The organism is Serinicoccus chungangensis (assembly GCF_006337125.1).
GTDB classification, from domain to species: Bacteria; Actinomycetota; Actinomycetes; order Actinomycetales; family Dermatophilaceae; genus Ornithinicoccus; species Ornithinicoccus chungangensis.
Map to the genome: position 1 here is coordinate 2,761,180 of NZ_CP040887.1, position 21,482 is coordinate 2,782,661.

Here is a 21,482-nt window from a genome sequence, read left to right on the forward strand (position 1 = left end):
GCGAACCAGAGCAACCACCCACGACGCCCGGTGCGAACCAGAGCAACCACCCACGACGCCCGGTGGAGAGGAGAGCAACCACTCACGACGCCCGGTGCGGGGGGAGACACGACGGGCCTACGCTTGCTGGTATGCCGCTCGACATCAGCGCGATCAAGCTCGACCCGGCGATGCTCGACCTCCCGTGGGAGGTGCCGCTCGAGGAGTGGCCGGAGAAGCACCTGGCCGCGCTCCCCCGGGGCATCTCCCGCCACGTGGTGCGCTTCGTGCGGTTCCAGGGGGCGGTCATCGCCGTCAAGGAGATCTCCGAGCCGCTGGCCCGGCGCGAGTTCCAGACCCTGCGCAACCTGCGCCGCCTCGACCTGCCGACCGTCGAGCCGCTCGCCGTGGTGTCCGGCCGCACCGACGCCGACGGCGAGCCGCTGGACGCCTGCCTCGTCACCCGCCACCTGAAGTTCTCGCTGCCCTACCGCGCCGTCTTCAGCCAGCGCATGCGCCCGGACACCGCCCGGCGCACCCTCGACGCGCTCGCCGTCCTGCTCGTGCGGCTGCACCTGGCCGGCTGCTTCTGGGGCGACGTCTCGCTGTCCAACACGCTGTTCCGGCGCGACGCGGGCGACTTCGCGGCATACCTCGTCGACGCGGAGACCGCGGAGCTGCACCCCCAGCTGTCCCCCGGCCAGCGCGAGCACGACCTCTTCGTCGCGCACGGCAACATCGCCGGCGAGCTCATGGACCTCGAGGCGGCCGGCGCCCTCGAGGGGGAGGACCCCATCGAGATCGCCAACCGGATCATGCACCGCTACGACCTGCTGTGGAACGAGCTGACCGGCGAGGAGCGCTTCGAGCGCGGCGACCGGTGGCGGGTGGACGAGCGCATGCGCCGCCTCAACAACCTGGGCTTCGACGTCGACGAGCTGGAGATGACGACCGACATCGACGGCGCCTACATCCGCATCCAGCCCAAGGTCGTCGACGCCGGTCACGCCTCGCGCCGGCTCATGCGGCTCACCGGCCTGGACGTGGAGGAGAACCAGTCGCGCCGGCTGCTCAACGACCTGGACGCCTACCGCGCGGCGACCGACCGCCAGGAGGACGACGAGGAGCTCGTCGCCCACGACTGGCTGTCCCGGGTCTACGAGCCGGTCACCCGGACGGTCCCCCGCGAGCTGCGCACCAAGCTGGAGCCGGCCGAGCTCTTCCACGAGATCCTCGAGCACCGGTGGTACCTCTCCGAGCGGGTCCGCCACGACGTCGACCTCGTCGACGCGGTCCAGGACTACGTCGCGACCGTGCTGCCGAAGAAGCCCGACGAGATGTCGATCCTCGGCGTCGACACCGAGGAGATCCCCATCCGGGCCCGCCTCTCGGAGTGAGGCGCTCAGGTATGCCGCGCACCAGTCACCCGACCGGGGCACCTCGCATACCCGTGCGCTGTCTCGTGACACAGGCGTGCTCCGAGGCACGCCCGCGACACGAGGTCAGGCACGACCACGCGCACGAGCGTGCGCGTCTCAGCGGGTGCGGGTGCGAGCGATCTCGTAGAGCGTGACCGCGGTGGCGATGCCGGCGTTGAGCGACTCGGTCACCGCCGCGATGGGGATCGAGACGATCTGGTCGCAGGTCTCCCGGACCAGCCGCGACAGCCCCTTGCCCTCGGACCCGACGACCACCACGAGGGGCTGGTCGGCGAGCTCGAGCCCGGGCAGCTGCACGTCCCCGTCGGCGTCCAGACCGATGACGAAGAAGCCCGCCTTGCGGTATGCCTCCAGCGCCCGGGTGAGGTTCGTCGCCTGCGCCACGGGGACGCGGGCGGCGGCACCGGCCGACGTCTTCCAGGCGGCGGCGGTCATGCCGGCCGAACGCCGGGCGGGGACGACGACGCCGTGCGCGCCGAAGGCCCCGGCCGAGCGGACGATCGCGCCGAGGTTGCGCGGGTCGGTGATGCCGTCGAGCGCCACGACGAGCGGGACGCCCGGCAGCTGCTGGCTCATGAGGTCCTCGGGGTGGGCGTACTCGTAGGGCGGCACCGCGAGGACCAGGCCCTGGTGCACGGCACCGTCGGTCATCCGGTCCAGCTCGCCCCGCGGCGACTCCATGACCGGGATGGCCGACTCGGTGGCCAGCGTGATGCTCTCCCGGACCCGGTCGTCGGACTCCATCCGGGACCCGACGTGCAGGGCCGTCCCGGGCACCCCGGTTCGCAGCGCCTCGAGCACGCTGTTGCGCCCGGCGACGAGCTCGGTCGAGCCCTTGGCCCCGCCGCGTCTGCCGCCCTGGGAGCCGCGCGCGCCGCTCCCGCCCGGACGCCCGCCGGCCTTGTCGGCCGCGGCGTCGGAGCCACGGTTGGCCCGGCGCGCGGCCGGGTGACCGACGCGGTCGGCCGCCCGGGGCGTGGGGCCCTTGCCCTTGAGCTGCTTGCGCCGCTGCCCGCCGGAGCCGACGACGGCGCCCTTCTTGTTGGTGGTCCGCGCCGCGCGGCGCCGCTGGTTGCCTGCCATGTGTGCTCCTCCTCAGCGCAGGGCCCAGCGGGCCCCGGCCGGTGTGTCCTCGATGACCACGCCGAGCGCGGTCAGCTGGTCGCGGATGGCGTCCGCCGTCGCGAAGTTCTTGTCCGCCCGGGCCTGCGCCCGGGCGTCGAGCCGGTCCTGCACCAGCGCGGCGAGCACGTCGCCGGCGTGGTCGTCGGCGCCCGGGCCGCCGCCCCAGCGCTCGTCCAGCGGGTTGGCGCCGAGCACGTCGAGCATGGCCACCACCTGCAGGACGGTATGCCGCAGCGCGTCGCCGCCGCCCGCTCCCGTGTCGCCGGCGGCACCGCTCCCGGCACCGCCCTCGAGCATCCGGTTGCCCTCGCGGATCGCCCCGAAGACGACGGCCAGCCCCTCGGAGACGTTGACGTCGTCGTCCATGGCGGCCCGGAACGCCTCGGGGAAGGCCTCGTCCACGGGCAGCGCCCGCGACTGCGCGACCACCTCCGCAGCCGTGGTGACCAGCTCCTCCAGCGCCCGGGCGAGGAAGCCCTCGATGCGCTCCACCGAGGCGGCGGCCTCGGTGAGCGAGCCCTCGGCATACTCGATGACGGAGCGGTAGTGCACCGCCCCGAGGTAGAAGCGCAGCACCAGCGGCCGCACCGTCCTCGTCAGCTCGGTGACCGCGAGCGCGTTGCCGAGCGACTTGCCCATCTTGGCGCCCTTGACCGTGACCCAGGCGTTGTGCAGCCAGACGTTGGTGAAGCCGAGCCCGGCGGCGTGCGACTGGGCCTGCTCGTTCTCGTGGTGCGGGAAGCGCAGGTCGACGCCGCCGCCGTGGATGTCGAAGGCGTCGCCGAGGTACTTGCGCGCCATCGCCGAGCACTCCAGGTGCCAGCCCGGGCGGCCACGGCCCCAGGGCGTCGGCCAGCTCGCGGTCTCCGGCTCGCCGTCCTTGTGCCCCTTCCACAGCGCGAAGTCCCGCGGGTCGCGCTTGCCGCGCGGGTCCGCGTCACCGGCCGGCTCCATGTCCTCCAGCCGCTGCCGGGTCAGCGAGCCGTAGTCCGGCCAGGACCGCACGTCGAAGTAGACGTCGCCGGAGCCGTCCTGCGCGGCATACGCGTGGCCCTTCTCGACGAGGGTCTCGACGAGCTCGACCTGCTCGGTGACGTGCCCGGTCGCCCGCGGCTCGTAGGTCGCCGGCAGCACCCCGAGCAGCTCCAGCGCCCGGCCGGTCTCCTGCTCGTGCTGGTAGGACCAGGCCCACCAAGGCCGGCCCGCGTCAGCGGCCTTGGTGAGGATCTTGTCGTCGATGTCGGTGACGTTGCGCACGAGGGTGACGTCGTAGCCGTGACCGCGCTCCAGCCAGCGCCGCAGCACGTCGAAGGCGACCGCGAAGCGCACGTGCCCGATGTGCGGGCTGCCCTGCGTGGTGAGCCCGCAGATGTAGATGCCGACGCGGCGACCCTCCGGGTCCAGCGGCACGAACGGCCGCAGCTCGCGGGTGGCGGTGTCGAACAGGTGCAGGGTCACAGCAGTCAAGGTTACGGGTCGGTCAGGGTATGCCGTGCCTCCCCGCCGCGACGCCGTCCGCCTCCGACGCGATCCGGGCGGCGACCGCGGCCGCGGCGACGGCCGTCGCGGCAGGAGGGGCCGCCGCCTCGAGCGGCTGAGGTCCCGGGCCGGCACCAGGAGGAGCACGACGTGCCGCATAGGGTTGCGGTATGCCGATCGTGCACCAGAACGACCGCTGCCGTCTCACCGCCCTCACCCCGCACCTGCTGCGGATCGAGTGGTCCCCGAGCGGCACCTTCACCGACGACCCCACCCAGGTGGTGGTCGACCGCGACCTGTGGGGCGCCGACCGCGGGGAGCTGCCCCTGCAGGTCGAGCCGTGGCGCGGCGGGGTCCGGGCGGTCAGCGACGGGTTCGAGGTCCGCTACGACGGCGCCGACCCCTCCGCCGCAGGGCTGAGCGTGCAGGCGCGCGGCGGGCTCACGTCGTACCACTCCACCTGGCGCTTCGGGGAGCCCGTCGACGCCCCGCTGCCGGGCACGACGCGCACCCTCGACGACGCCGACGGGCCGGTCCCGCTCGAGCCGTCGATCCTGTCCCGCAGCGGGCTGGGTGTGCTCGACGACTCCCGCTCCCTGGTGCGCACCGGCCCCGAGCTCACCGACCTGACCCCGCGCGAGCCCGGCGCGGTCGACCTCTACGTCTTCACCCACGGGCTGGACTTCCGCGGTGCGCTGCGCGACTTCCACGCGCTGACCGGGCCGGTGCCGCGGGTGCCGCGCTTCGTCCTCGGCAACTGGTGGAGCCGCTACCACCCCTACTCCGCGGACGAGTACGCCGCGCTGCTCGACCGCTTCGCCGCCGACCGGCTGCCGTTCTCCGTCGCGGTCATCGACATGGACTGGCACCTCGTCGACGTCGACCCGCAGATCGGCAGCGGGTGGACGGGCTACACCTGGAACCGCGACCTCTTCCCGGACCCGCAGGCCTTCCTCGACGACCTGCACCGGCGCGGCCTCAAGGTCACCCTCAACGACCACCCGGCCGACGGGATCCGGCGGCACGAGGACGCCTACCCGGCGATGGCGCGGGCCATGGGCATCGACCCGGCCAGCGGCGAGCCGGTGGAGTTCGACCCGACCTCCGAGCGCTTCTGGCAGGCCTTCTTCGCCCACGTCGCCGGCCCGCTCGCCGAGCAGGGCGTCGACTTCTGGTGGATCGACTGGCAGCAGGGCACGCACACGGCGCTGCCCGGGCTCGACCCGTTGTGGCTGCTCAACGAGCGGCACTTCGCCCAGCAGGAGGCCGACGGGCTGCGCCCGCTGGTCTTCTCGCGGTATGCCGGGCCCGGCTCGCACCGCACGCCCATCGGCTTCTCCGGCGACTCGCTCATCAGCTGGGAGTCGCTGGCGTTCCAGCCCGAGTTCACCGCGAGCGCGGCCAACATCGGCTACGGCTGGTGGAGCCACGACATCGGCGGGCACTGGGCCGGCGCCAAGGACGTCGAGCTCGCGGTGCGGTGGGTGCAGCTCGGGGTCTGGTCGCCGGTCAACCGGCTGCACGCGAGCGCCAGCCCCTTCCAGGGCAAGGAGCCGTGGCGCTTCGGGCCCGAGGGCGAGCGGCTCATGGGCGAGGCCCTGCGGCTGCGGCACCGGCTGCTGCCCTACCTCGCGACGATGGCCGAGCGGGCCGCGGTCGAGGGGATCTCGCTCGTCGAGCCGGTCTACCACCGCCACCCCGGGCGCCCGGAGGCGTATGCCCACCGCGCCACCTTCTTCTTCGGCGAGGACCTGCTCTGCGCGCCCGCCGTGACGCCGCGCCTCCCGGGCGTCGGGCTCTCGGCGACCCCGGTCTGGCTGCCGCCCGGCCCGTGGTTCGACCTCCAGACCGGCCGCCGCTACGACGCGGGCGAGCACGGACGCGAGCTGACGGCATACCGCGACCTGGGGCAGACGGCGGTCTTCGCCCGCGCCGGCACGGTGCTGCCGCTCACCGGCGGCGAGCCGGTCAACGGCGTCGACCTGCCCGAGCACCTGGAGCTCGTGGTGTTCCCCGGTGCCGACGGCGGACACCTGCTCGTCGAGGACGACGACGGCCCGGAGGCCACGCGCTCCCTCGCCCGCACCCCGCTGCGCTGGGACGACGCGGCCCGGCGGCTCGTCGTCGGACCGGCCGAGGGCGACCTGGGCGTGCTGCCCGCCACCCGCACCTGGAGCGTGCGCCTGGCCGGGTCCTCCGAGGTGCACACGCTCGGTGACGTGCCCGTCGGCGAGCAGGTGTCGGTGGAGCTGCCCGACCCCGGCGCGCCCGACGTGCTCGGCGAGTGCTTCGCGCTGCTCGACGCGGCGCAGGTCGAGCACGCCGCGAAGGAGCGGGCCTGGGCGGTGCTCCGGCGCGGTCTCGGCGACGGGGGCGCCGGCCCGGCCCGGGTTGCCGACGAGCTGCGCTCGGCCCGCCTCGACGACGCCCTCGTCGGCGCGCTCACCGAGATCGTCACGGCGGGCTAGCCGGTCGCCGGCGGGGGCACCGCGCTGATCCGCCGCAGGCTCGCCCGCTCCAGCAGACCCCAGACCGAGCTCGTGACGAGGTAGAGGCCTGCCGCGAGCGGCAGCGACACGACGGCGAGCACGGTGAGGAAGGACATCATCGGCAGGACCTTGGTCATCTGCTCCATGGAGTCCTGCATCGCCCGCTGGGCGTCGGTGAGCCGCTCGCGGGCACCCGGGTCGAGCGCGGCGGCGCGCTCCCGGTCCTGCGCCATGTGCCGGCGCATCTGCCGGGCCGCGAACGCCGCGACGACGAGGGTGAGACCGATGAGCACGAGGAAGACCCAGCGGTCGCCCGGGCCGGCGGTCAGCAGGTGCTCGGACAGCCCGACGCCGAGGAACGTGTGGTCCAGCAGCTGGTTGTGCTCGCCGTGGATCTCGGGGGCGGTGAACAGCCGGTAGACCATCGAGAAGACCGGGATCTGGATGAGGATCGGCAGGCACCCCGGGAGCGGCGAGACCCCCTCCTCGCGGTGCAGGTCGAGGATCGCCTGCTGCAGCGCGCGGGGGTCCTCGCCGTGCTCGGCCCGCAGCGCCGCGATGCGCGGCTGCAGGTCCCGGCGGCGGACGGTGCCGTGGGCGAGGCCGCGGTTCATGGGGTGCAGGGCCAGGCGTACCGCGAGGGTCAGCGCGATGATGACGAGCGCGGGCGGCACCCACGCGTCGAGGGCGGCGAGCAGGTCGTGGACGTGGATGAGCAGGGGGTCGAGGAAGGCGAACACGCGGGTCTCCAGGGGCGCGGGCACACCGCGGGGGTATGCCGTGGGCAGGGGCTGGCGTCAGCCCGGCTCCTGCCGACGGTCAGCTGCTGACCAGGCCGGAGCCGGGGTCAGGCCTGCCCGGGTGCCCGCGGCCGGACCCAGCCGGAGCGGTCCGGGTCGCTGGAGCGCACGCCGGCGCCGCGGCATACCTCGCTGTGGTGCTGCACGGAGACGACCTGTGCCCGCAGCGGCAGCGCCCCCCGGTCGGCCGCCAGCGCGACCACGGCCGCGGCGGCGAGCCCGACGAGGAGGTGGTCGGGGGTCGCCGTGGCCGAGAGCAGCACGACGACCGCGAGCAGCGGCAGCAGCACCCCGAGGAGGGGCAGCCGGTCGCCGCGGGAGGTCATGGCACGCAGCCTACTCCGGTGCCGCGGTCGTCGCCGTGACGCCACGGGGCCGGCAGGCGCCGACCCCGCGGCCCCGCGGGCTCACTCGCCCCGGTCGAGCCACTCCTGGCGGTGCGGCTTCTCCTCACCGATCGTCGTCGTGTCGCCGTGGCCGGTGTGGACCACCGTCTCCTCCGGCAGCGTCAGCAGCCGGTCGGTGATGGACTCCACGATGACGTCGAAGTCGCTGAACGAGCGGCCGGTCGCGCCCGGCCCGCCCTGGAAGAGCGTGTCGCCGGAGAAGACGACACCGAGGTCGGCCACGCGGAAGCAGCAGGCGCCCGGCGCGTGGCCGGGGGTGTGCAGCACCTCGACGGTCACGCCGGCGACCTCGATGCGCTGGCCGTCGGCGAGGTCCTGGTCCCAGCGGGCCTCCGGGTGGGTCAGCTCCCAGACCGGGGCCTCGCCCGGGTGCAGGAGCAGCGGCGCCCCGGTGCGCTCCTTGAGGTCGAGCGCGGCGTCGACGTGGTCGCTGTGGGCGTGGGTGAGCAGGATGGCGCGCACCTGCCGGTCCCCGACCACCTGCGCGATCGCATCGGCGTCGTGCGGGGCGTCGATGACCACGCACTCGGTGTCGTCGCCGAGCACCCAGACGTTGTTGTCGACGTCCCAGGAGCCGCCGTCCAGCTCGAAGGTGCCGCTGGTCGTGGTGTGGTCGATGCGCGCGCTCATGCGCCCACCTCCGCGCCGGTCGCCGCGCCGGTCGCCGCGCCCTCGTCGAGGACCACGACCGAGCGCAGCACCTCGCCGCCGTGCATCTTGTCGAACGCCGCCTCGACGTCGCCGAGCCCGATCGTCTCGGTCACGAAGGCGTCCAGGTCGAAGCGCCCCTGCCGGTAGAGGTCGATGAGCATGGGGAAGTCGCGGCTGGGCAGGCAGTCGCCGTACCAGCTGGACTTCAGCGCTCCGCCCCGGCCGAAGACGTCGATGAGCGGCAGCGAGATCTCCATCTCCGGCGTGGGCACGCCGACGAGCACGACGGTGCCGGCGAGGTCGCGCGCGTAGAACGCCTGCCGGTAGGTCTCCGGCCGCCCGACCGCCTCGACCACGACGTCGGCGCCGTTGCCGCCGGTGAGGGCCTGGATGGCCTCGACCGCGTCGGTCTCCGTGCTGTTGACGGTGTGCGTCGCGCCGAACGTCCTCGCCGTCTCCAGCTTGCGGTCGTCCACGTCGACGGCGATGACCGTCGTGGCCCCGGCGAGGGAGGCACCGGCGATCGCCGCGTCCCCGACCCCGCCGCAGCCGATGACGGCGACCGAGTCGCCGCGGGTGACGCCGCCGGTGTTGACGGCCGCGCCGAACCCGGCCATGACGCCGCAGCCGAGCAGCCCGGCCGCCACGGCGGAGGCCTCCCGGTCGACCTTGGTGCACTGGCCCGCGTGGACCAGCGTCTTCTCGACGAAGGCGCCGATTCCCAGGGCGGGCGTCAGCTCGGTCCCGGCCATCTCGTCACCCTCGGCGAGGGTCATCTTCTGGCTGGCGTTGTGCGTGGCGAAGCAGTACCACGGCTTGCCCTTGGCGCAGGCCCGGCACTGGCCGCAGACGGCGCGCCAGTTGAGGATGACGAAGTCCCCCGGCTCGACGTCGGTCACCCCTTCGCCGACCGCCTCGACCGTCCCGGCCGCCTCGTGCCCGAGCAGGAAGGGGAACTCGTCGTTGACGCCACCCTCGCGGTAGTGCAGGTCCGTGTGGCACACCCCGCACGCCTCGACCTTGACGACGGCCTCGCCCGGCCCCGGGTCGGGGACGACGATGTCGACCACCTCGACGTCGGCCCCCTTGCTGCGGGCGATGACACCCTTGACGGTCTGCGGCATGCTGCGGTCCTCTCTGGCGGCGGGTCACGGTGCTGCGCCCACGGTATGCCGTCCCCTCCCCTCCCGCAGCCGCACCCCACGCGCGCGCAGCCGCACCCTCTCCGCCCGGTCGCCCGGCCCCTGCCCGCACGGTCGCCGGACCCCGGTCCGCGCGCGGGGTCGCGCCGCCGATCCTCGCGCGGGGTCGCGGCGCCGATCCGCGACCTCGGGGCGCCACTGGGAGCCGGTGCGTCATCTGGCAACCGGTCTGTCAGCTGGCAGCCTGTTCGAGGGGGCTGTCAGATGACCTCGAGGCTGTCAGTGGACGACGCGGCTGGCAGAGGGGCAGGTCGGTGGTCCCTGAGGTCGGTGGTGCGTGAGGCCGCCGGTCGGTCAGGCCTGGACGACCAGGGCGGTGGCGATGCAGGCGACGCCCTCGCCGCGCCCGGTGAGCCCGAGCCCGTCGGTGGTGGTGGCGCTCACCGACACCGCGGCGCCGCCCAGTGCCGCCGACATGGCGGCGGCCGCCTCCTCGCGGCGCGGCCCCACCTTCGGCCGGTTGCCGACGACCTGGACCGCGACGTTGCCGACCCGCCAACCGGCGGCCTCGAGCAGCCCGCGGACGTGCTCGAGCATCTGCCGGCCGCTGGCGCCGGCCATCTCCGGCCGACCGGTGCCGAAGACCGAGCCGAGGTCGCCGAGCCCGGAGGCCGACAGCAGTGCGTCGCACGCCGCGTGCGCCGCGACGTCGCCGTCGGAGTGCCCCTCGATGCCCCGCTCCCCCGGCCACTCCAGGCAGGCGAGCCACAGGGTGCGGTCGTCGTCGGCATACCCGTGGACGTCCACCCCGATCCCGGTGCGCGGCAGGGTCGTCATCGGCAAACCTCCTCGATGAGCGCCGCGGCGTCCTCGACGGACGTCGTCGCAGTGTCGATGGTCAGCTCGGCGCCCGTCCAGGCGCTCCAGTCCTGCCCGCGGACCTCGTCCCAGGTGGGGACCCGGTGCCCGTCGATGTCCGCGGCCCGTCCCTCGACCCGGCTGCGGTGCACCGCGGCGTCCGGGCACACCAGCTCCACCCGGACCAGCCGAGCACCGGTGTCCTCCGCGAGCTGCTCCCAGGCCGCCCGCGCCTCGGGCACCGCGTTGACCAGGTCGGCCACGACGGGTCGCCGGACGGCGACCTGGTCGGCGGCCACGGCGAGGGCCACGGCATACCCGCGCGCCCCGACCTCGGGGGCGGGCAGGCCGGCACGCACCAGCGCCTGCTCGACGGTGTCGACCCGCACGTGGGCCGCGTCGAGGCGCCGGCACAGGGCCCGCGCGACCGACGTCTTGCCGACGCCGGGCAGCCCGGCGAGGACGACGAGCACGGGCTCACCCGCGGAGCGGTCCTCGCCCGCCCACCGCGCGGCGAGCTGGAGGTCGCCGGGCGTGGTGACCTTGAGCGCCCGGGGGTCGCCGGGACGACGGCCACGTGCCCGCCGAGAGCCTCGACCATCCCGCGTCGTCGGTATGCCGCGCCTCGCCCCGCGCCTGCCCGTGCGCGCGCTCCAGGGTCGCCCGCCGGAAGCCCTGCGGCGTCTGCACCGCGCGCAGGCCGGCGCGGTCGGGGGTGGCCGTGACGACCTCGACGTCCCCGTCGGTCGTCACCTGCTTGACGGTGTCCGTGACGGGGAGGGCCGGCACCACGGCGTCGCGGCCGGAGCGCACCGCGGCCACGACGCGGTCGAAGACGGCGGCGGGGGTGAAGGCGCGAGCCGCGTCGTGCACCAGCACGACGTCGAGCCCGGCCGGGAGGGCGGCCAGGCCTGCCGCGACGGAGTCGGGGCGCTCGGCCCCGCCCGGCACGACGGTCACGGCCACGACCTGGTGGCCCTGGGGATCCGGCCCAGCTGCACCGTCCGCAGCACGAGGGGTGCCAGGGAGCGCGGGAGCAGGGGCGGAGACGGCGTCGACCATCTCCTGCAGACCGGCCTCGTCGGCGGGCGCGACGACCACGACGTGCCGCAGCCCCCGAGTGCCCAGCACGCGGGAGAGCGCATGGACCACGATCGGGCGGGCGTGGACGCCCGTCCCAACCGTCACGAGGCCCTTGGGCCGTCCCGCGGCGAGCCGGGTGCCCCGGCCGGCGGCGACGAGGATGACGCCGACGTCACCCTCGGCGACGTCCGCCTCCATCGTCAGGAGGCGAGGACCTCGTCGAGGGTGGCCTCCGCGGTGTCCTCGTTGGTCTTCTCGGCGAGCGCGAGCTCGCTGACGAGGATCTGGCGGGCCTTCGACAGCAGGCGCTTCTCGCCCGTGGACAGACCGCGGTCCTTGTCACGGCGCCACAGGTCGCGCACCACCTCGGCGACCTTGATGACGTCGCCCGAGGCGAGCTTCTCGAGGTTGGCCTTGTAGCGGCGCGACCAGTTGGTCGGCTCCTCGGTGTGCTCGGCACGCAGCACCGCGAAGACCTTGTCCAGGCCCTCCTTGCCGACGACGTCACGCACGCCGACCAGGTCGCAGTTGTCCGCGGGCACCTCGATCGTCAGGTCACCCTGGGCGACCTTGAGCTTGAGATAGAGCTTCTCCTCGCCCTTGATGGTTCGCGTCTTCATCTCTTCAATGAGAGCGGCCCCGTGGTGGGGGTAGACAACCGTCTCTCCGACCTTGAACGTCATCGTGGTTAAGCCCCTTTCGGCGGACTCCCAGAATACCACGCGTGGCGCAGGTCACGTAATCTTGAGAGCGATGTTTTCGCAGGTCACAGGGTTGACAAGCACCAATCCATGTGCATCGCGGGGCCCCCGGATAGCCCCGGGGGTATGCCCTCGCGCCCCTCCTCCGCCGGCCGCCGAGGGAGCCTCGCGGCGGGTCCGGCGGAACGGTCCGGGAGCGCGTTCGCGCAGGTGACGAGGGAGGTCCGACCGGTCCTGCGGCCCGGACGATAGGCTATCCCCGTGACGACTGCACGTAGCTCCCGCACCCGCCGCACGGCGGCCCTCGCGACCGGCGCGCTCGCCGCCCTGACCCTGGCCGGCTGCTCGGTGAACTCGCCCCAGGCGACCACCTTCGTCTACGCCCCGGCCGACGGCGTGCAGATGAACGGCGAGAGCATCGACGTGCGCGACCTGCTGCTCGTCAGCCACGGCGACGGGGCGCCCGCGGTGGTCTCCGGCGCGGTCGTCAACCAGACCTCCGAGCCGGTCACGGTCACCGTCAGCGTGGCCGGGGAGGAGCTCACCCCCGAGGTCACGGTGGAGCCGCAGTCCGCGGCCCGGCTGGACGGCGGGATGCCCGACGGCACCGTCGAGGGCGAGCGCATCATCGTGCCCGCCCTGGAGGGCCCCTCGGGCCAGCACGTCGAGGTCCGGATCAGCGGGGCCGGCGAGACGCTGTCGACGACCGCCCCGGTGCTCCTGCCCCAGGGCCCCTACGAGATCTTCGCCGACGACGCGGGCGGGCCGCTGGAACCGGTCGAGGAGGACGGCGAGGACCACTGAGCCGCCGCTGGACGTCGACGACGGCCCCGGACCGAGGAGGTCCGGGGCCGTCGTCGTGCCGGGGGCGGCCGCGGGCGCCGCGCCCTGCTCAGCTCTCGCGCGGCACGCTGCCGGGGTAGCGGTCGTCGTCGCCGGGCAGCTGCTCGTCGTGCCACACGCCGGTCACGAGGTAGACCACGCGCAGCGCGATCGACACGGCGTGGTCGGCATACCGCTCGTAGTAGCGCGAGAGCAGTGTCGCGTCGACCGTGACCTGCGCCGGCTGCGCCGACGACGGCTCGAGCAGCACGCGGAAGACCTCGCGGTGCAGGCGGTCCATGGTGTCGTCGGCCCGGATGAGCTCGCTGGCCCCGTCGGCGTCCTTGCTGTCGATGATGTCGCCGGCGCGCAGGATCATCGCCTCGGCGGTCGTGGCCATCTCCGCGAAGGTCGGGCGCAGGTCGTCGGGGAGGGCGTGCGCGGGGTAGCGCAGGCGGGTGAGCTTGGCGACGTGGCGGGCCAGGTCGCCGCTGCGCTCGAGGTCCGAGCTCATCCGGAGCGCGGTGACCATCTGCCGCAGGTCGGTCGCCACCGGCTGCTGCCGGGCCAGGACGTCGATGGCCCGGTTGTCCAGCTCACGGCGCAGCGCGTCGATGAGCTGGTCGTCGGAGATGACCTCCTGGGCCAGGGCGAGGTCGGTCTCCATCAGCGACGCGGTGGCTCGCCGGAGCGCCGTCGCCGACAGCCGGCTCATCTCCACCAGCTGTCCGCTGATGAGGTCGAGCTCCTCGGTGAACGCGCTGCGCATGCCTGCCTCCTCGGGGGTCGGGAACGGGGACGGGGCGACGCCCCAGTGTCGGGCACCGGGGACAGGTGCCACCAGCGTGCGACGGTGACAGACCGATGTGAACGCCGCGCGACCCCCGGATGAACTCTCGCCGGACAGGTCACCCCTGGGGCCCCCGTCGTGCACGGGGTGGTCACCGGCAGACCCTAGGCTGGTCATCGTGAACCCGCTCACCGCCGGGCTCCTGGGGCTCGTCCTGGGGCTGTTGCTGGCAGCGCTGGTGTGGTCGCTCGCGCGATCCGCCGGGCGCGCCGCCGACGACCCCGGGGGCGCCGCACCGGTCGAGGTCGTCCCGGAGGGCGCCACGCAGGTGCTGTCCGTGCTGCGCTCGGGCGCCATCGTCGCCGACCGCTCGGCGCAGGTGCACGTCGCCACCGGGGCCGCGCTGGCCTTCGGGCTGGTCCGGGGCGACGACCTCGTCAACACCCGGCTGCGCGAGCTCGTCGGCGAGGTGCTGACGCACGGGCGGGTGACCGAGGACGAGCTGGAGTACGTCCGGGGTCCCCTCTCCTCCGGCAGGGTGCTGCTGGCCGTGCGGGTGGCGCCCTTCGGCGACGGCCTGGCGCTCATCCTCGTCGACGACCGCACGCAGGCGCGCCGGGTCGAGGAGGTGCGCCGCGACTTCGTGGTCAACGTGAGCCACGAGCTCAAGACGCCGGTCGGCGGGCTGGCCCTGCTCGCCGAGGCCATCTCCGGGGCCGCGGACGACCCCGAGGCCGTGAGCCGCTTCGCCGGCCGGATGAAGGTCGAGACCGAGCGGCTCACCCGGCTGGTCGCCGAGATCGTCGACCTGTCCCGCCTTCAGGCGGGCGACCTGATGGCCGACATGGTGGTCGTCGACGTCGCGGCCTGCGCCGAGGAGGCGGTCGACCAGGCCCGGGTCGTCGCGGGGTCGCGCACCGTGGTGGCCGCCCCCGCCGGCCGGCCGGAGAACCTGCGCATCTACGGCGACCACGACCTCGTCACGACCGCCATCCGCAACCTCGTCACCAACGCGATCGCCTACTCCGACGACAAGACCCGCGTGGGGGTGGTCACCCGCCGGGTCGACGACCTGGTCGAGGTGTCGGTGTCGGACCAGGGCCGTGGCATCTCGGCCCAGGACCAGGAGCGGATCTTCGAGCGCTTCTACCGCGTCGACCCGGCCCGCTCGCGCCGTACCGGCGGCACCGGCCTCGGCCTGTCGATCGTCAAGCACATCATCGCCGGCCACGGCGGCGACGTGTCGGTCTGGAGCGAGGAGGGCCAGGGCTCGACCTTCACCCTGCGCTTCCCCGCGGCCGTCGGCGAGACGCGCGCCGTCGGCACCCCCGCGCCGTACCGTCAGGGGCGCCCGGTCCAGGTGTTCGACCCGGCCCACGGCGACACCCCGCCCCCCGCCGCGAAGGCGGACCGACCTGACCGAGGAAAGGTGACCCGATGACCCGGATCCTGGTGGTGGAGGACGAGGAGTCCTTCTCCGACCCGTTGGCCTACCTGCTCGAGAAGGAGGGGTATGACGTCACCGTCACCGAGACGGGGACGGACGGGCTGTCGGAGTTCGAGCGCAACGGCGCCGACCTGGTCCTGCTGGACCTCATGCTGCCGGGCATGTCCGGGGTCGACGTGTGCCGGGCCCTGCGCCAGCGCTCCAGCGTGCCGGTCATCATGCTCACCGCCAAGGACTCCGAGGTCGACAAGGTGGTCGGCCTGGAGCTGGGGGCCGACGACTACGTCACCAAGCCCTACTCCGGCCGCGAGCTGCTCGCCCGGATCAAGGCGGTGCTGCGCCGGCAGACCGAGCCCGAGGAGCTGCTGCCCTCCACCGTCGAGTCCGGGCCGGTCCGGATGGACGTGGAGCGGCACACGGTGTCCGTCGACGGCAAGTCGGTGTCGCTGCCGCTCAAGGAGTTCGAGCTGCTCGAGATGCTGCTGCGCAACGCCGGGCGGGTGCTGACCCGGGGCCAGCTCATCGACCGCGTCTGGGGCAGCGACTACGTCGGGGACACCAAGACCCTGGACGTGCACGTCAAGCGGCTGCGCGCCAAGATCGAGCCCGACCCGTCGCACCCGCAGCACATCGTCACGGTCCGGGGGCTGGGCTACAAGTTCGAGACGGCCTGACCCGGTCGGCGTCCTACTTCTTGCCCTGGTTGGCGACCGCCTGGATGGCGTCGGCGGCCGCCGCCGGGTCGAGGTAGCGCCCGCCCGGGGTCGTCGGCGCCAGGTCGGCGTCCAGCTCGTAGAGCAGGGGGATGCCGGTGGGGATGTTGAGCCCGGCGATGTCCTCGTCGCTGATGCCGTCGAGGTGCTTGACCAGCGCCCGCAGGCTGTTGCCGTGGGCGGCGACCAGCACCGTCCGGCCCTCGCGCAGGTCGGGCACGATCGCGTCGTCCCAGTAGGGCAGCATCCGGGTGACGACGTCCTTGAGGCACTCGGTGCGGGGCAGGTCCGTGCCGAGGTCGGCGTAGCGGGGGTCGCCGGCCTGGGAGTACTCGGCGTCGTCCTCGATGGGCGGCGGCGGGGTGTCGAAGCCGCGGCGCCAGGCCATGAACTGCTCCTCGCCGTACTTCTCCCGCGTCTGCGCCTTGTCCAGGCCCTGCAGCGCGCCGTAGTGGCGCTCGTTGAGCCGCCAGTGCCGGTGCACCGGGATCCAGTGGCGGTCGGCGACGTCCAGGGCCGTGTTGGCGGTGGTGATGGCCCGGCGCAGCAAGGAGGTGTGCAGGACGTCCGGCAGCAGGTCCTCCTCGCGCAGCAGCTCGCCGGCCCGGCGCGCCTCCTCGTGGCCGGTCGGCGTCAGGTCGACGTCGACCCACCCGGTGAAGAGGTTCTTCTCGTTCCACCGGCTCTCGCCGTGGCGCAGCAGGATCAGGGTGTATGCGGCCTCGCTCATGCCGCCCACCCTACCGATCAGGGCCGACCGGCCTGCCCCTCGGTCGAGGACTCCAGCTCGGCGCGGAAGGCCTCGAGGTTGGCGGTGGACTCGCCGCGGTCGACCCGCCAGGCCCACTCACGCCGGATCGAGGTCCAGAAGCCCAGCCGCAGCAGCTCGTTGAAGGGCTCGTCACAGGCGGCGAGGACCGCCCCGAGCAGCTCGTCGAGCACCCCCTCGTCCGCGAGCCCGGCCAGCGGGACGCGGCCGGTGAGGTAGACGTCCCCGCTCGCGTCCACGGCATACCCGACACCGGGCAGCCGCAGCGCCCGCCGCAAGAGGTAGCGGTAGAACGCCTCGTGGTTCTCGTCCGGGTTGCGGATGACGAAGGCGCGCAGCTCCAGCGCGCGCTCGCCCACGACGAGGGACAGGACGGTGCGCAGCTTGCGCTCGCCGGGCAGGGCCACGGCGGTCTCCCCCGGCCGGGTGCCGACCTCCCAAGCGACGCCGAGGGCGTCGAGCTGCTCACGGAGCCGGGTCTGCGCGGACTCGTCCATCCGGTCCTCCTCGCCGACGTGCGTGGGTGTCCTTCGCGGCAGCATAGGCCGACAGCAGGGCGTCGACCGTGCGCTCCCACGAGTAGCCCTGCGCGTGCGCCACCCCCTGCGCCGACCACGCGGCCCGCTCCTGCGGGTCCTCGAGGCGCCGCAGCGCCTGCTGCAGGGCGTCCGCCCAGGCGCCCGGGTCGTGCCCGTCGACCAGGACGCCGGCCTCCCCCACCGCGAGCGGCAGGCCGCCGACGCGCGCGGCCAGCACCGGCGTGCCGCAGGCGAGGGCCTCGATCGCGACCAGGCCGAAGGACTCGTTGTGGGAGGGGACGACCACGAGGTCGGCGGCGCGCATCCGGCGGGCCAGCTCCTCGCGGGTGACGGGCGGGGCGACGTGCACCAGCCCCTCGACGCCCTCGGCGACGGCCAGCTGGTGCAGCGCCCCGGGGGTGGCGGTGCCGCTGCCGGAGAGACCGCCCAGCACCGAGACGACCAGCCGGTCGCGCAGCGCCGGGTCGCGCCGGACCAGCTCGGCGGCGGCGCGCACGAGGACGTCGGGGGCCTTGAGCGGCTGGATGCGGCCGACGAAGAGCAGCACCCGGTCCTGCGGCGCCAGACCGAGGGCGCGGCGGTCGGCGGCGCGGTCCCCGGGGCGGAAGGTCTCCAGGGCGACCCCGGGCGGGACGACGTGCACGCGCGCGGGGTCGGCGGCGTAGTGCTGCACGAGGTCGCGGGCCTCGGCCGGGGTGTTGGCGACCAGGGCATCCGCCCGGTCGACGAGCTCCTGCTCGCCCGCCGCCCGCGACGGCGGCTCGGGGGTGTCCCCGGCGGCGAGCGCCGCGTTCTTGACCCGGGCCGTCGTGTGCATGGTCTGGACCAGCGGCACGGCGAAGCGGCGGGCGGTGAGGCCGCCGGCCTGGCCGGAGAGCCAGTAGTGCGCGTGGATGACGTCGTAGTGCCCCTCGGCCAGCCCGGCGACGTGCCGCGACAGGTCGTCGGCGAAGGCGCACAGGTGGCCCGGGAGCTCGTCCTTGGGCACACCCTCGCGCGGCCCGGCGGGGACGTGGTGCACGGTGACGTCCAGGCCCGGCTCGAGCTCGACGCTCCCGGACCCCCCGGAGTCGGCGCGCGTGAAGATGTCGACCTCCACGCCGCGACGGGCGAGCCGGGTCGCGGTCTCGACGACGTAGACGTTGAGGCCGCCCGCGTCCCCGGTGCCCGGGCGCTGCAGGGGTGAGGTGTGCAGCGAGACCATCGCGACCCGGCGGACCGGCAGGTCGGCGGGGGTCGTCGTCACGCCAGCAGTGTGGCACGCGGCGCCCGGGGTCGACCTAGTCTGGGTCGGTGCCCGCCCGCCCCACCCGCCGACCCGTCGGCACCGTGACCCGCGGCACGACCAACCCCAACCGGCTGCGCAAGGTCGACCGGTGGATGGGGTATGCCCTGGGCGGGCTCCTGCGCGCGGCGCCGGAGCCACCCGTGGTGGTCGACCTGGGCTTCGGCGCCTCTCCCGTCACGGTGCTGGAGCTGGCGGCGCGGCTGCGCCGGGTCCGGCCGGACGTGCGCCTGGTCGGGGTGGAGATCGACCCGGAGCGGGTCGAGCGGGGTCGCCTGCTCGCCGACCCGCCGGGCGTGGACTTCGCGCTCGGGGGGTTCGAGGTGCCGCTCCCGCGGGCGCTGGGGGCGGACGCGCGACCGACGGTGGTGCGGGCGCTCAACGTGCTGCGGCAGTACGCCGAGGAGGAGGTGGCGCCGGCGTGGGGGCGGGTCGTGCGGCGGCTGGCCCCGGGCGGGGCGCTCGTCGAGGGCACCTGCGACGAGCTCGGCCGGCTGGCGAGCTGGGTCGACGTGCGTCGCGGGCCGGACGGCGCCCCGGTGCCGGTGTCCCTCACGCTGTCGCTGCGGCTGGCCGGTCTCGAGTCGCCCTCGGTCGTCGCCGAGCGGCTGCCCAAGGCGCTCATCCACCGCAACGTCCCGGGTGAGCGCGTGCACGACTTCCTGCTGGCCCTGGAGGCCGCGTGGGCGCGGTCGGCGCCGATGGCGAGCTACGGCGCCCGCCAGCGCTTCGTGGCCACCGCCCGCACCCTGCGCGAGGACGGCTGGCCGGTGAGCGGCGGCGTCGCCCGGTGGCGCCTCGGCGAGCTCACCGTCGCCTGGCCCGCCGTCGCCCCCACCTCGGCGACCTCCACCCCTGCACCGGACGCGCGGTAGGCATACACCGGACGTGCGGTAGGCACACACCGGACGCGTGGTAGGCATACACCGGGCGTCGCCCCGCTGCCGACAGGCCGCGTCCAGCCAGGCGGCGTAGGCTGCGGTCATGCCAGCGATCTACGAGGCCCAGAACCTGCTGCAGCTCGTCGTGGGCGTCGCGGTCTTCGGGATGATGCTGTGGGCCCTCATCGACTGCGCCCGCACCCGCGGCGACGCGTTCGCGGCGGCCGGCAAGCGCACCAAGCAGTTCTGGCTGCTCCTCACCGGCGGCGCAGCGCTGATCGGCTTCATCTTCATGTTCAGCCCGTTCTCGATCTTCAACGTCATCGCGGTGGTGGCAGCGGGGGTGTACCTCGCTGACGTCCGCCCGGCCGTGAAGTCGGTGCAGGGCCGGGGTGGGTCGTCCACGCACATGGGTCCGTACGGCCCCTGGTGAGCTCCCCGAGTCGGGGGTATGCCCGGAGCGGCCTGAGCACACGTCCGGAGCGGCCCGAGCACACGTCCGGAGCGGCCCGAGCACGCGTCCGGTGCGGCCCGAGCACGCGTCCGGTGCGGTGGTGACGGGCCGTCGGTCAGGTCAGGTGTCGACGAGGAGCGTGAACGGCCCGTCGTTGACGAGCTCGACCTCCATCATGGCGCCGAAGCGTCCGGTCGCGACCTCGACGCCGCGCTCCCGCAGCGCCGCGACGACCGCCTCGACCAGGGGCTCGGCCACCGGCCCCGGCGCCGCGTCGCCCCAAGACGGCCGCCGACCCTTGCGGGTGCTGCCGTAGAGCGTGAACTGGCTGACCACCAGCACCGGCGCCCCGGTCTCCAGCACCGACCGCTCCTCGCGCAGGATGCGCAGCTCGGCGATCTTGCGGGCCATCGTCTCCACGTCGGCGGGCCCGTCGTCGTGGGTGGCGGCGACCAGCGCCACGAGGCCGGGCCGGTCGATCTGGCCGACCACCTCGCCCTCGACCCTCACCGACGCCCGGGTCGCCCGCTGCAGCACCGCCCGCACTAGCCCTCCTCCGGCCGGCCGGCCCCGCGCAGGACCGCCGGCATCAGCCCACCTCGGGCAGGACGGCGCGCACCCCGCCGACCCGCTCGCCGTGACCGCGCACCACCGCGCGCCCGTCGAGCGCGTCCATCGTCTCCGCCGCGCCCTCCCCGAGCTCGTGGACCCCCGCCCGGCGCAGGGCCGCCGTCGCGACGACCACCCGCGCCCGCTCACCGCCGTCGGTGATCTTCACGGACAGGCCGCGCCCGTCCGCCAGACCCACGGCGTAGACCGACTCCGCGCCGTCCTTGGCGATGAGCCCGGGCACCGCCCCGATGAGCTCGGTCACGTCCCGGCCGGTGCCGCCGAGGAACTCGGGGTGGCTCCGGATCGCCCCCGCGACCCGGCCCGCCTCGGTCGAGGCGTCCGCGGCGGCGATCCGCCCGAAGGCGCGGGCCAGCCCGGTCGAGGACACGCCGAGCGCGGGCGCCCCGCACCCGTCCACCGTCGTGACGGTGACCGGCTCGCCGGTGAGCTCCTCGACCACCTCGAGGACGAGCCGCTGCAGCGGGTGCCCGGGGTCGAGGTAGCTCGCGGTGTCCCAGCCCGCCGCCACGCAGGCGGCCAGCATGCCGCTGTGCTTGCCCGAGCAGTTCTGGGCCAGCGAGGTCGCGGGGTTCCCCTCCCGCACCCAGCGGCGGCGCTCGTCCTCGTCCAGGGGCAGGTCGGGGGTGTTGCGCAGCGCCGACTCGTCCAGCCCCACCGCGGCGAGGATGCGCCGGGCCCCGTCGAGGTGGCGCGCCTCCCCGGAGTGGCTGGCGCACGCGAGCGCGAGCAGCTCGCCCTCGAGGGGGGCGCCGGCCCGCAGCATGGCGATCGCCTGGAGCGGCTTGAGCGAGGACCGCGGCAGGATCGGCGCGTCGACCGGCCCGAGCGCGAGCTCCAGGGAGCCGTCCGGGGCGGTCAGCGCGACGACGCCGTGGTGCACCGACTCGACGAAGTCGTTGCGCACCACCTCGGCGACGACCGGCGCGGACGCCAGCGGTGAGTCGGAGGCCTGCGGGACGTGGGGTGCCATGCGCCAGATCCTGCCAGCCGCACCCG

General features: G+C 74.5%; 23 protein-coding genes. 7 read left to right on the top strand and 16 right to left on the bottom strand.

From position 1 onward, the window contains the following. Positions 1-131: 131 nt before the first annotated feature. Positions 132-1,376: a DUF4032 domain-containing protein gene (locus FHD63_RS12655; RefSeq protein ID WP_139722341.1), complete on the top strand. Its 1,245-nt coding sequence runs from the start codon at positions 132-134 to the stop codon at positions 1,374-1,376. A 138-nt stretch (positions 1,377-1,514) separates the two neighbouring features. On the opposite strand, the gene rlmB is transcribed toward FHD63_RS12655, so the two are convergent. Together rlmB and cysS are read right to left on the bottom strand one after the other, a co-directional pair. After that, entirely contained in the window at positions 1,515-2,501 is a 987-nt protein-coding gene (gene rlmB, locus FHD63_RS12660; protein ID WP_139722342.1) for a 23S rRNA (guanosine(2251)-2'-O)-methyltransferase RlmB, read from the bottom strand. A gap of 12 nt (positions 2,502-2,513) precedes the next feature. Then, the gene (gene cysS / locus FHD63_RS12665; protein WP_139722343.1) at positions 2,514-4,001 is read right to left on the bottom strand and encodes a cysteine--tRNA ligase; all 1,488 of its coding nucleotides are present in this window, start codon (positions 3,999-4,001) and stop codon (positions 2,514-2,516) included. 191 nt (positions 4,002-4,192) lie between these two features. On the opposite strand from cysS, the gene FHD63_RS12670 reads away from it, so the two are divergent. Continuing rightward, positions 4,193-6,490 carry a TIM-barrel domain-containing protein gene (locus tag FHD63_RS12670; protein WP_139722344.1) on the top strand — a complete coding sequence of 766 codons (2,298 nt, stop codon included), beginning with the start codon at positions 4,193-4,195 and terminating at the stop codon, positions 6,488-6,490. Here the strand turns inward: FHD63_RS12670 and FHD63_RS12675 are convergent. The 8 genes from FHD63_RS12675 to FHD63_RS12710 form a co-directional block, all read right to left on the bottom strand. Continuing rightward, the gene (locus FHD63_RS12675; protein WP_158296778.1) at positions 6,487-7,275 is read right to left on the bottom strand and encodes a YidC/Oxa1 family membrane protein insertase; all 789 of its coding nucleotides are present in this window, start codon (positions 7,273-7,275) and stop codon (positions 6,487-6,489) included. The genes FHD63_RS12670 and FHD63_RS12675 overlap by 4 nt on opposite strands. Before the next feature lie 83 nt (positions 7,276-7,358). Beyond that, positions 7,359-7,637 carry a hypothetical protein gene (locus FHD63_RS12680; protein WP_139722346.1) on the bottom strand — a complete coding sequence of 93 codons (279 nt, stop codon included), beginning with the start codon at positions 7,635-7,637 and terminating at the stop codon, positions 7,359-7,361. 81 nt (positions 7,638-7,718) lie between these two features. After that, the gene (locus FHD63_RS12685) at positions 7,719-8,348 is read right to left on the bottom strand and encodes an MBL fold metallo-hydrolase (protein WP_139722347.1); all 630 of its coding nucleotides are present in this window, start codon (positions 8,346-8,348) and stop codon (positions 7,719-7,721) included. Beyond that, a complete protein-coding gene (locus FHD63_RS12690) occupies positions 8,345-9,493 on the bottom strand; it encodes an S-(hydroxymethyl)mycothiol dehydrogenase (protein WP_139722348.1) in 1,149 nt (382 codons plus the stop codon). The genes FHD63_RS12685 and FHD63_RS12690 overlap by 4 nt, the downstream gene beginning before the upstream one ends. A 372-nt stretch (positions 9,494-9,865) precedes the next feature. Continuing rightward, on the bottom strand, positions 9,866-10,348 hold the full coding sequence (gene ispF, locus FHD63_RS12695) for a 2-C-methyl-D-erythritol 2,4-cyclodiphosphate synthase (RefSeq protein ID WP_139722349.1): 483 nt from the start codon (positions 10,346-10,348) through the stop codon (positions 9,866-9,868). Continuing rightward, complete coding sequence (locus FHD63_RS12700; protein ID WP_139723135.1) at positions 10,345-10,842, bottom strand: P-loop nucleotide/nucleoside kinase family protein; 498 nt, start codon at positions 10,840-10,842, stop codon at positions 10,345-10,347. Before FHD63_RS12700 ends, ispF begins: the two co-directional genes overlap by 4 nt. Positions 10,843-10,846: 4 nt before the next feature. Next, positions 10,847-11,650 (bottom strand): IspD/TarI family cytidylyltransferase, encoded by an 804-nt coding sequence (locus FHD63_RS12705; RefSeq protein ID WP_238705663.1) that lies wholly within the window; start codon positions 11,648-11,650, stop codon positions 10,847-10,849. A 2-nt stretch (positions 11,651-11,652) separates the two neighbouring features. Continuing rightward, positions 11,653-12,135 (bottom strand): CarD family transcriptional regulator, encoded by a 483-nt coding sequence (locus FHD63_RS12710; RefSeq protein WP_010149048.1) that lies wholly within the window; start codon positions 12,133-12,135, stop codon positions 11,653-11,655. Positions 12,136-12,414: 279 nt separating this feature from the next. Between FHD63_RS12710 and FHD63_RS12715 the strand changes: the two genes are divergently transcribed. Continuing rightward, the gene (locus FHD63_RS12715; protein ID WP_139722350.1) at positions 12,415-12,957 is read left to right on the top strand and encodes a hypothetical protein; all 543 of its coding nucleotides are present in this window, start codon (positions 12,415-12,417) and stop codon (positions 12,955-12,957) included. A gap of 88 nt (positions 12,958-13,045) precedes the next feature. Here FHD63_RS12715 and phoU read toward each other — a convergent pair whose 3' ends face one another. Continuing rightward, positions 13,046-13,744 carry a phosphate signaling complex protein PhoU gene (phoU, locus tag FHD63_RS12720; protein ID WP_139722351.1) on the bottom strand — a complete coding sequence of 233 codons (699 nt, stop codon included), beginning with the start codon at positions 13,742-13,744 and terminating at the stop codon, positions 13,046-13,048. 199 nt (positions 13,745-13,943) lie between these two features. Between phoU and FHD63_RS12725 the strand changes: the two genes are divergently transcribed. Together FHD63_RS12725 and FHD63_RS12730 are read left to right on the top strand one after the other, a co-directional pair. Next, positions 13,944-15,206: a sensor histidine kinase gene (locus FHD63_RS12725; RefSeq protein ID WP_139722352.1), complete on the top strand. Its 1,263-nt coding sequence runs from the start codon at positions 13,944-13,946 to the stop codon at positions 15,204-15,206. Further along, positions 15,203-15,886, top strand: a complete 684-nt coding sequence (locus FHD63_RS12730; protein ID WP_139722353.1) for a response regulator transcription factor — start codon at positions 15,203-15,205, stop codon at positions 15,884-15,886. The genes FHD63_RS12725 and FHD63_RS12730 overlap by 4 nt, the downstream gene beginning before the upstream one ends. A 13-nt stretch (positions 15,887-15,899) precedes the next feature. On the opposite strand, the gene FHD63_RS12735 is transcribed toward FHD63_RS12730, so the two are convergent. From FHD63_RS12735 to mshA, 3 genes are read right to left on the bottom strand one after another with little or no spacing between them, the layout of a single operon-like run. Beyond that, positions 15,900-16,655 (bottom strand): phosphoglyceromutase, encoded by a 756-nt coding sequence (locus tag FHD63_RS12735; RefSeq protein ID WP_139722354.1) that lies wholly within the window; start codon positions 16,653-16,655, stop codon positions 15,900-15,902. Positions 16,656-16,672: 17 nt separating this feature from the next. Further along, positions 16,673-17,191 (bottom strand): type III secretion system chaperone family protein, encoded by a 519-nt coding sequence (locus FHD63_RS12740; RefSeq protein WP_174964943.1) that lies wholly within the window; start codon positions 17,189-17,191, stop codon positions 16,673-16,675. After that, the gene (mshA, locus tag FHD63_RS12745) at positions 17,160-18,479 is read right to left on the bottom strand and encodes a D-inositol-3-phosphate glycosyltransferase (RefSeq protein WP_238705664.1); all 1,320 of its coding nucleotides are present in this window, start codon (positions 18,477-18,479) and stop codon (positions 17,160-17,162) included. The genes FHD63_RS12740 and mshA overlap by 32 nt, the downstream gene beginning before the upstream one ends. Positions 18,480-18,613: 134 nt before the next feature. On the opposite strand from mshA, the gene FHD63_RS12750 reads away from it, so the two are divergent. Together FHD63_RS12750 and FHD63_RS12755 are read left to right on the top strand one after the other, a co-directional pair. After that, positions 18,614-19,393 (top strand): class I SAM-dependent methyltransferase, encoded by a 780-nt coding sequence (locus FHD63_RS12750; protein ID WP_238705861.1) that lies wholly within the window; start codon positions 18,614-18,616, stop codon positions 19,391-19,393. 109 nt (positions 19,394-19,502) lie between these two features. Further along, the gene (locus FHD63_RS12755) at positions 19,503-19,832 is read left to right on the top strand and encodes a DUF2516 family protein (RefSeq protein ID WP_139722355.1); all 330 of its coding nucleotides are present in this window, start codon (positions 19,503-19,505) and stop codon (positions 19,830-19,832) included. Positions 19,833-19,973: 141 nt separating this feature from the next. Here FHD63_RS12755 and dtd read toward each other — a convergent pair whose 3' ends face one another. Together dtd and FHD63_RS12765 are read right to left on the bottom strand one after the other, a co-directional pair. Continuing rightward, the gene (dtd, locus tag FHD63_RS12760) at positions 19,974-20,399 is read right to left on the bottom strand and encodes a D-aminoacyl-tRNA deacylase (RefSeq protein ID WP_139722356.1); all 426 of its coding nucleotides are present in this window, start codon (positions 20,397-20,399) and stop codon (positions 19,974-19,976) included. Positions 20,400-20,442: 43 nt separating this feature from the next. After that, positions 20,443-21,456 carry an asparaginase gene (locus FHD63_RS12765; RefSeq protein WP_139722357.1) on the bottom strand — a complete coding sequence of 338 codons (1,014 nt, stop codon included), beginning with the start codon at positions 21,454-21,456 and terminating at the stop codon, positions 20,443-20,445. Positions 21,457-21,482: the final 26 nt, after the last annotated feature.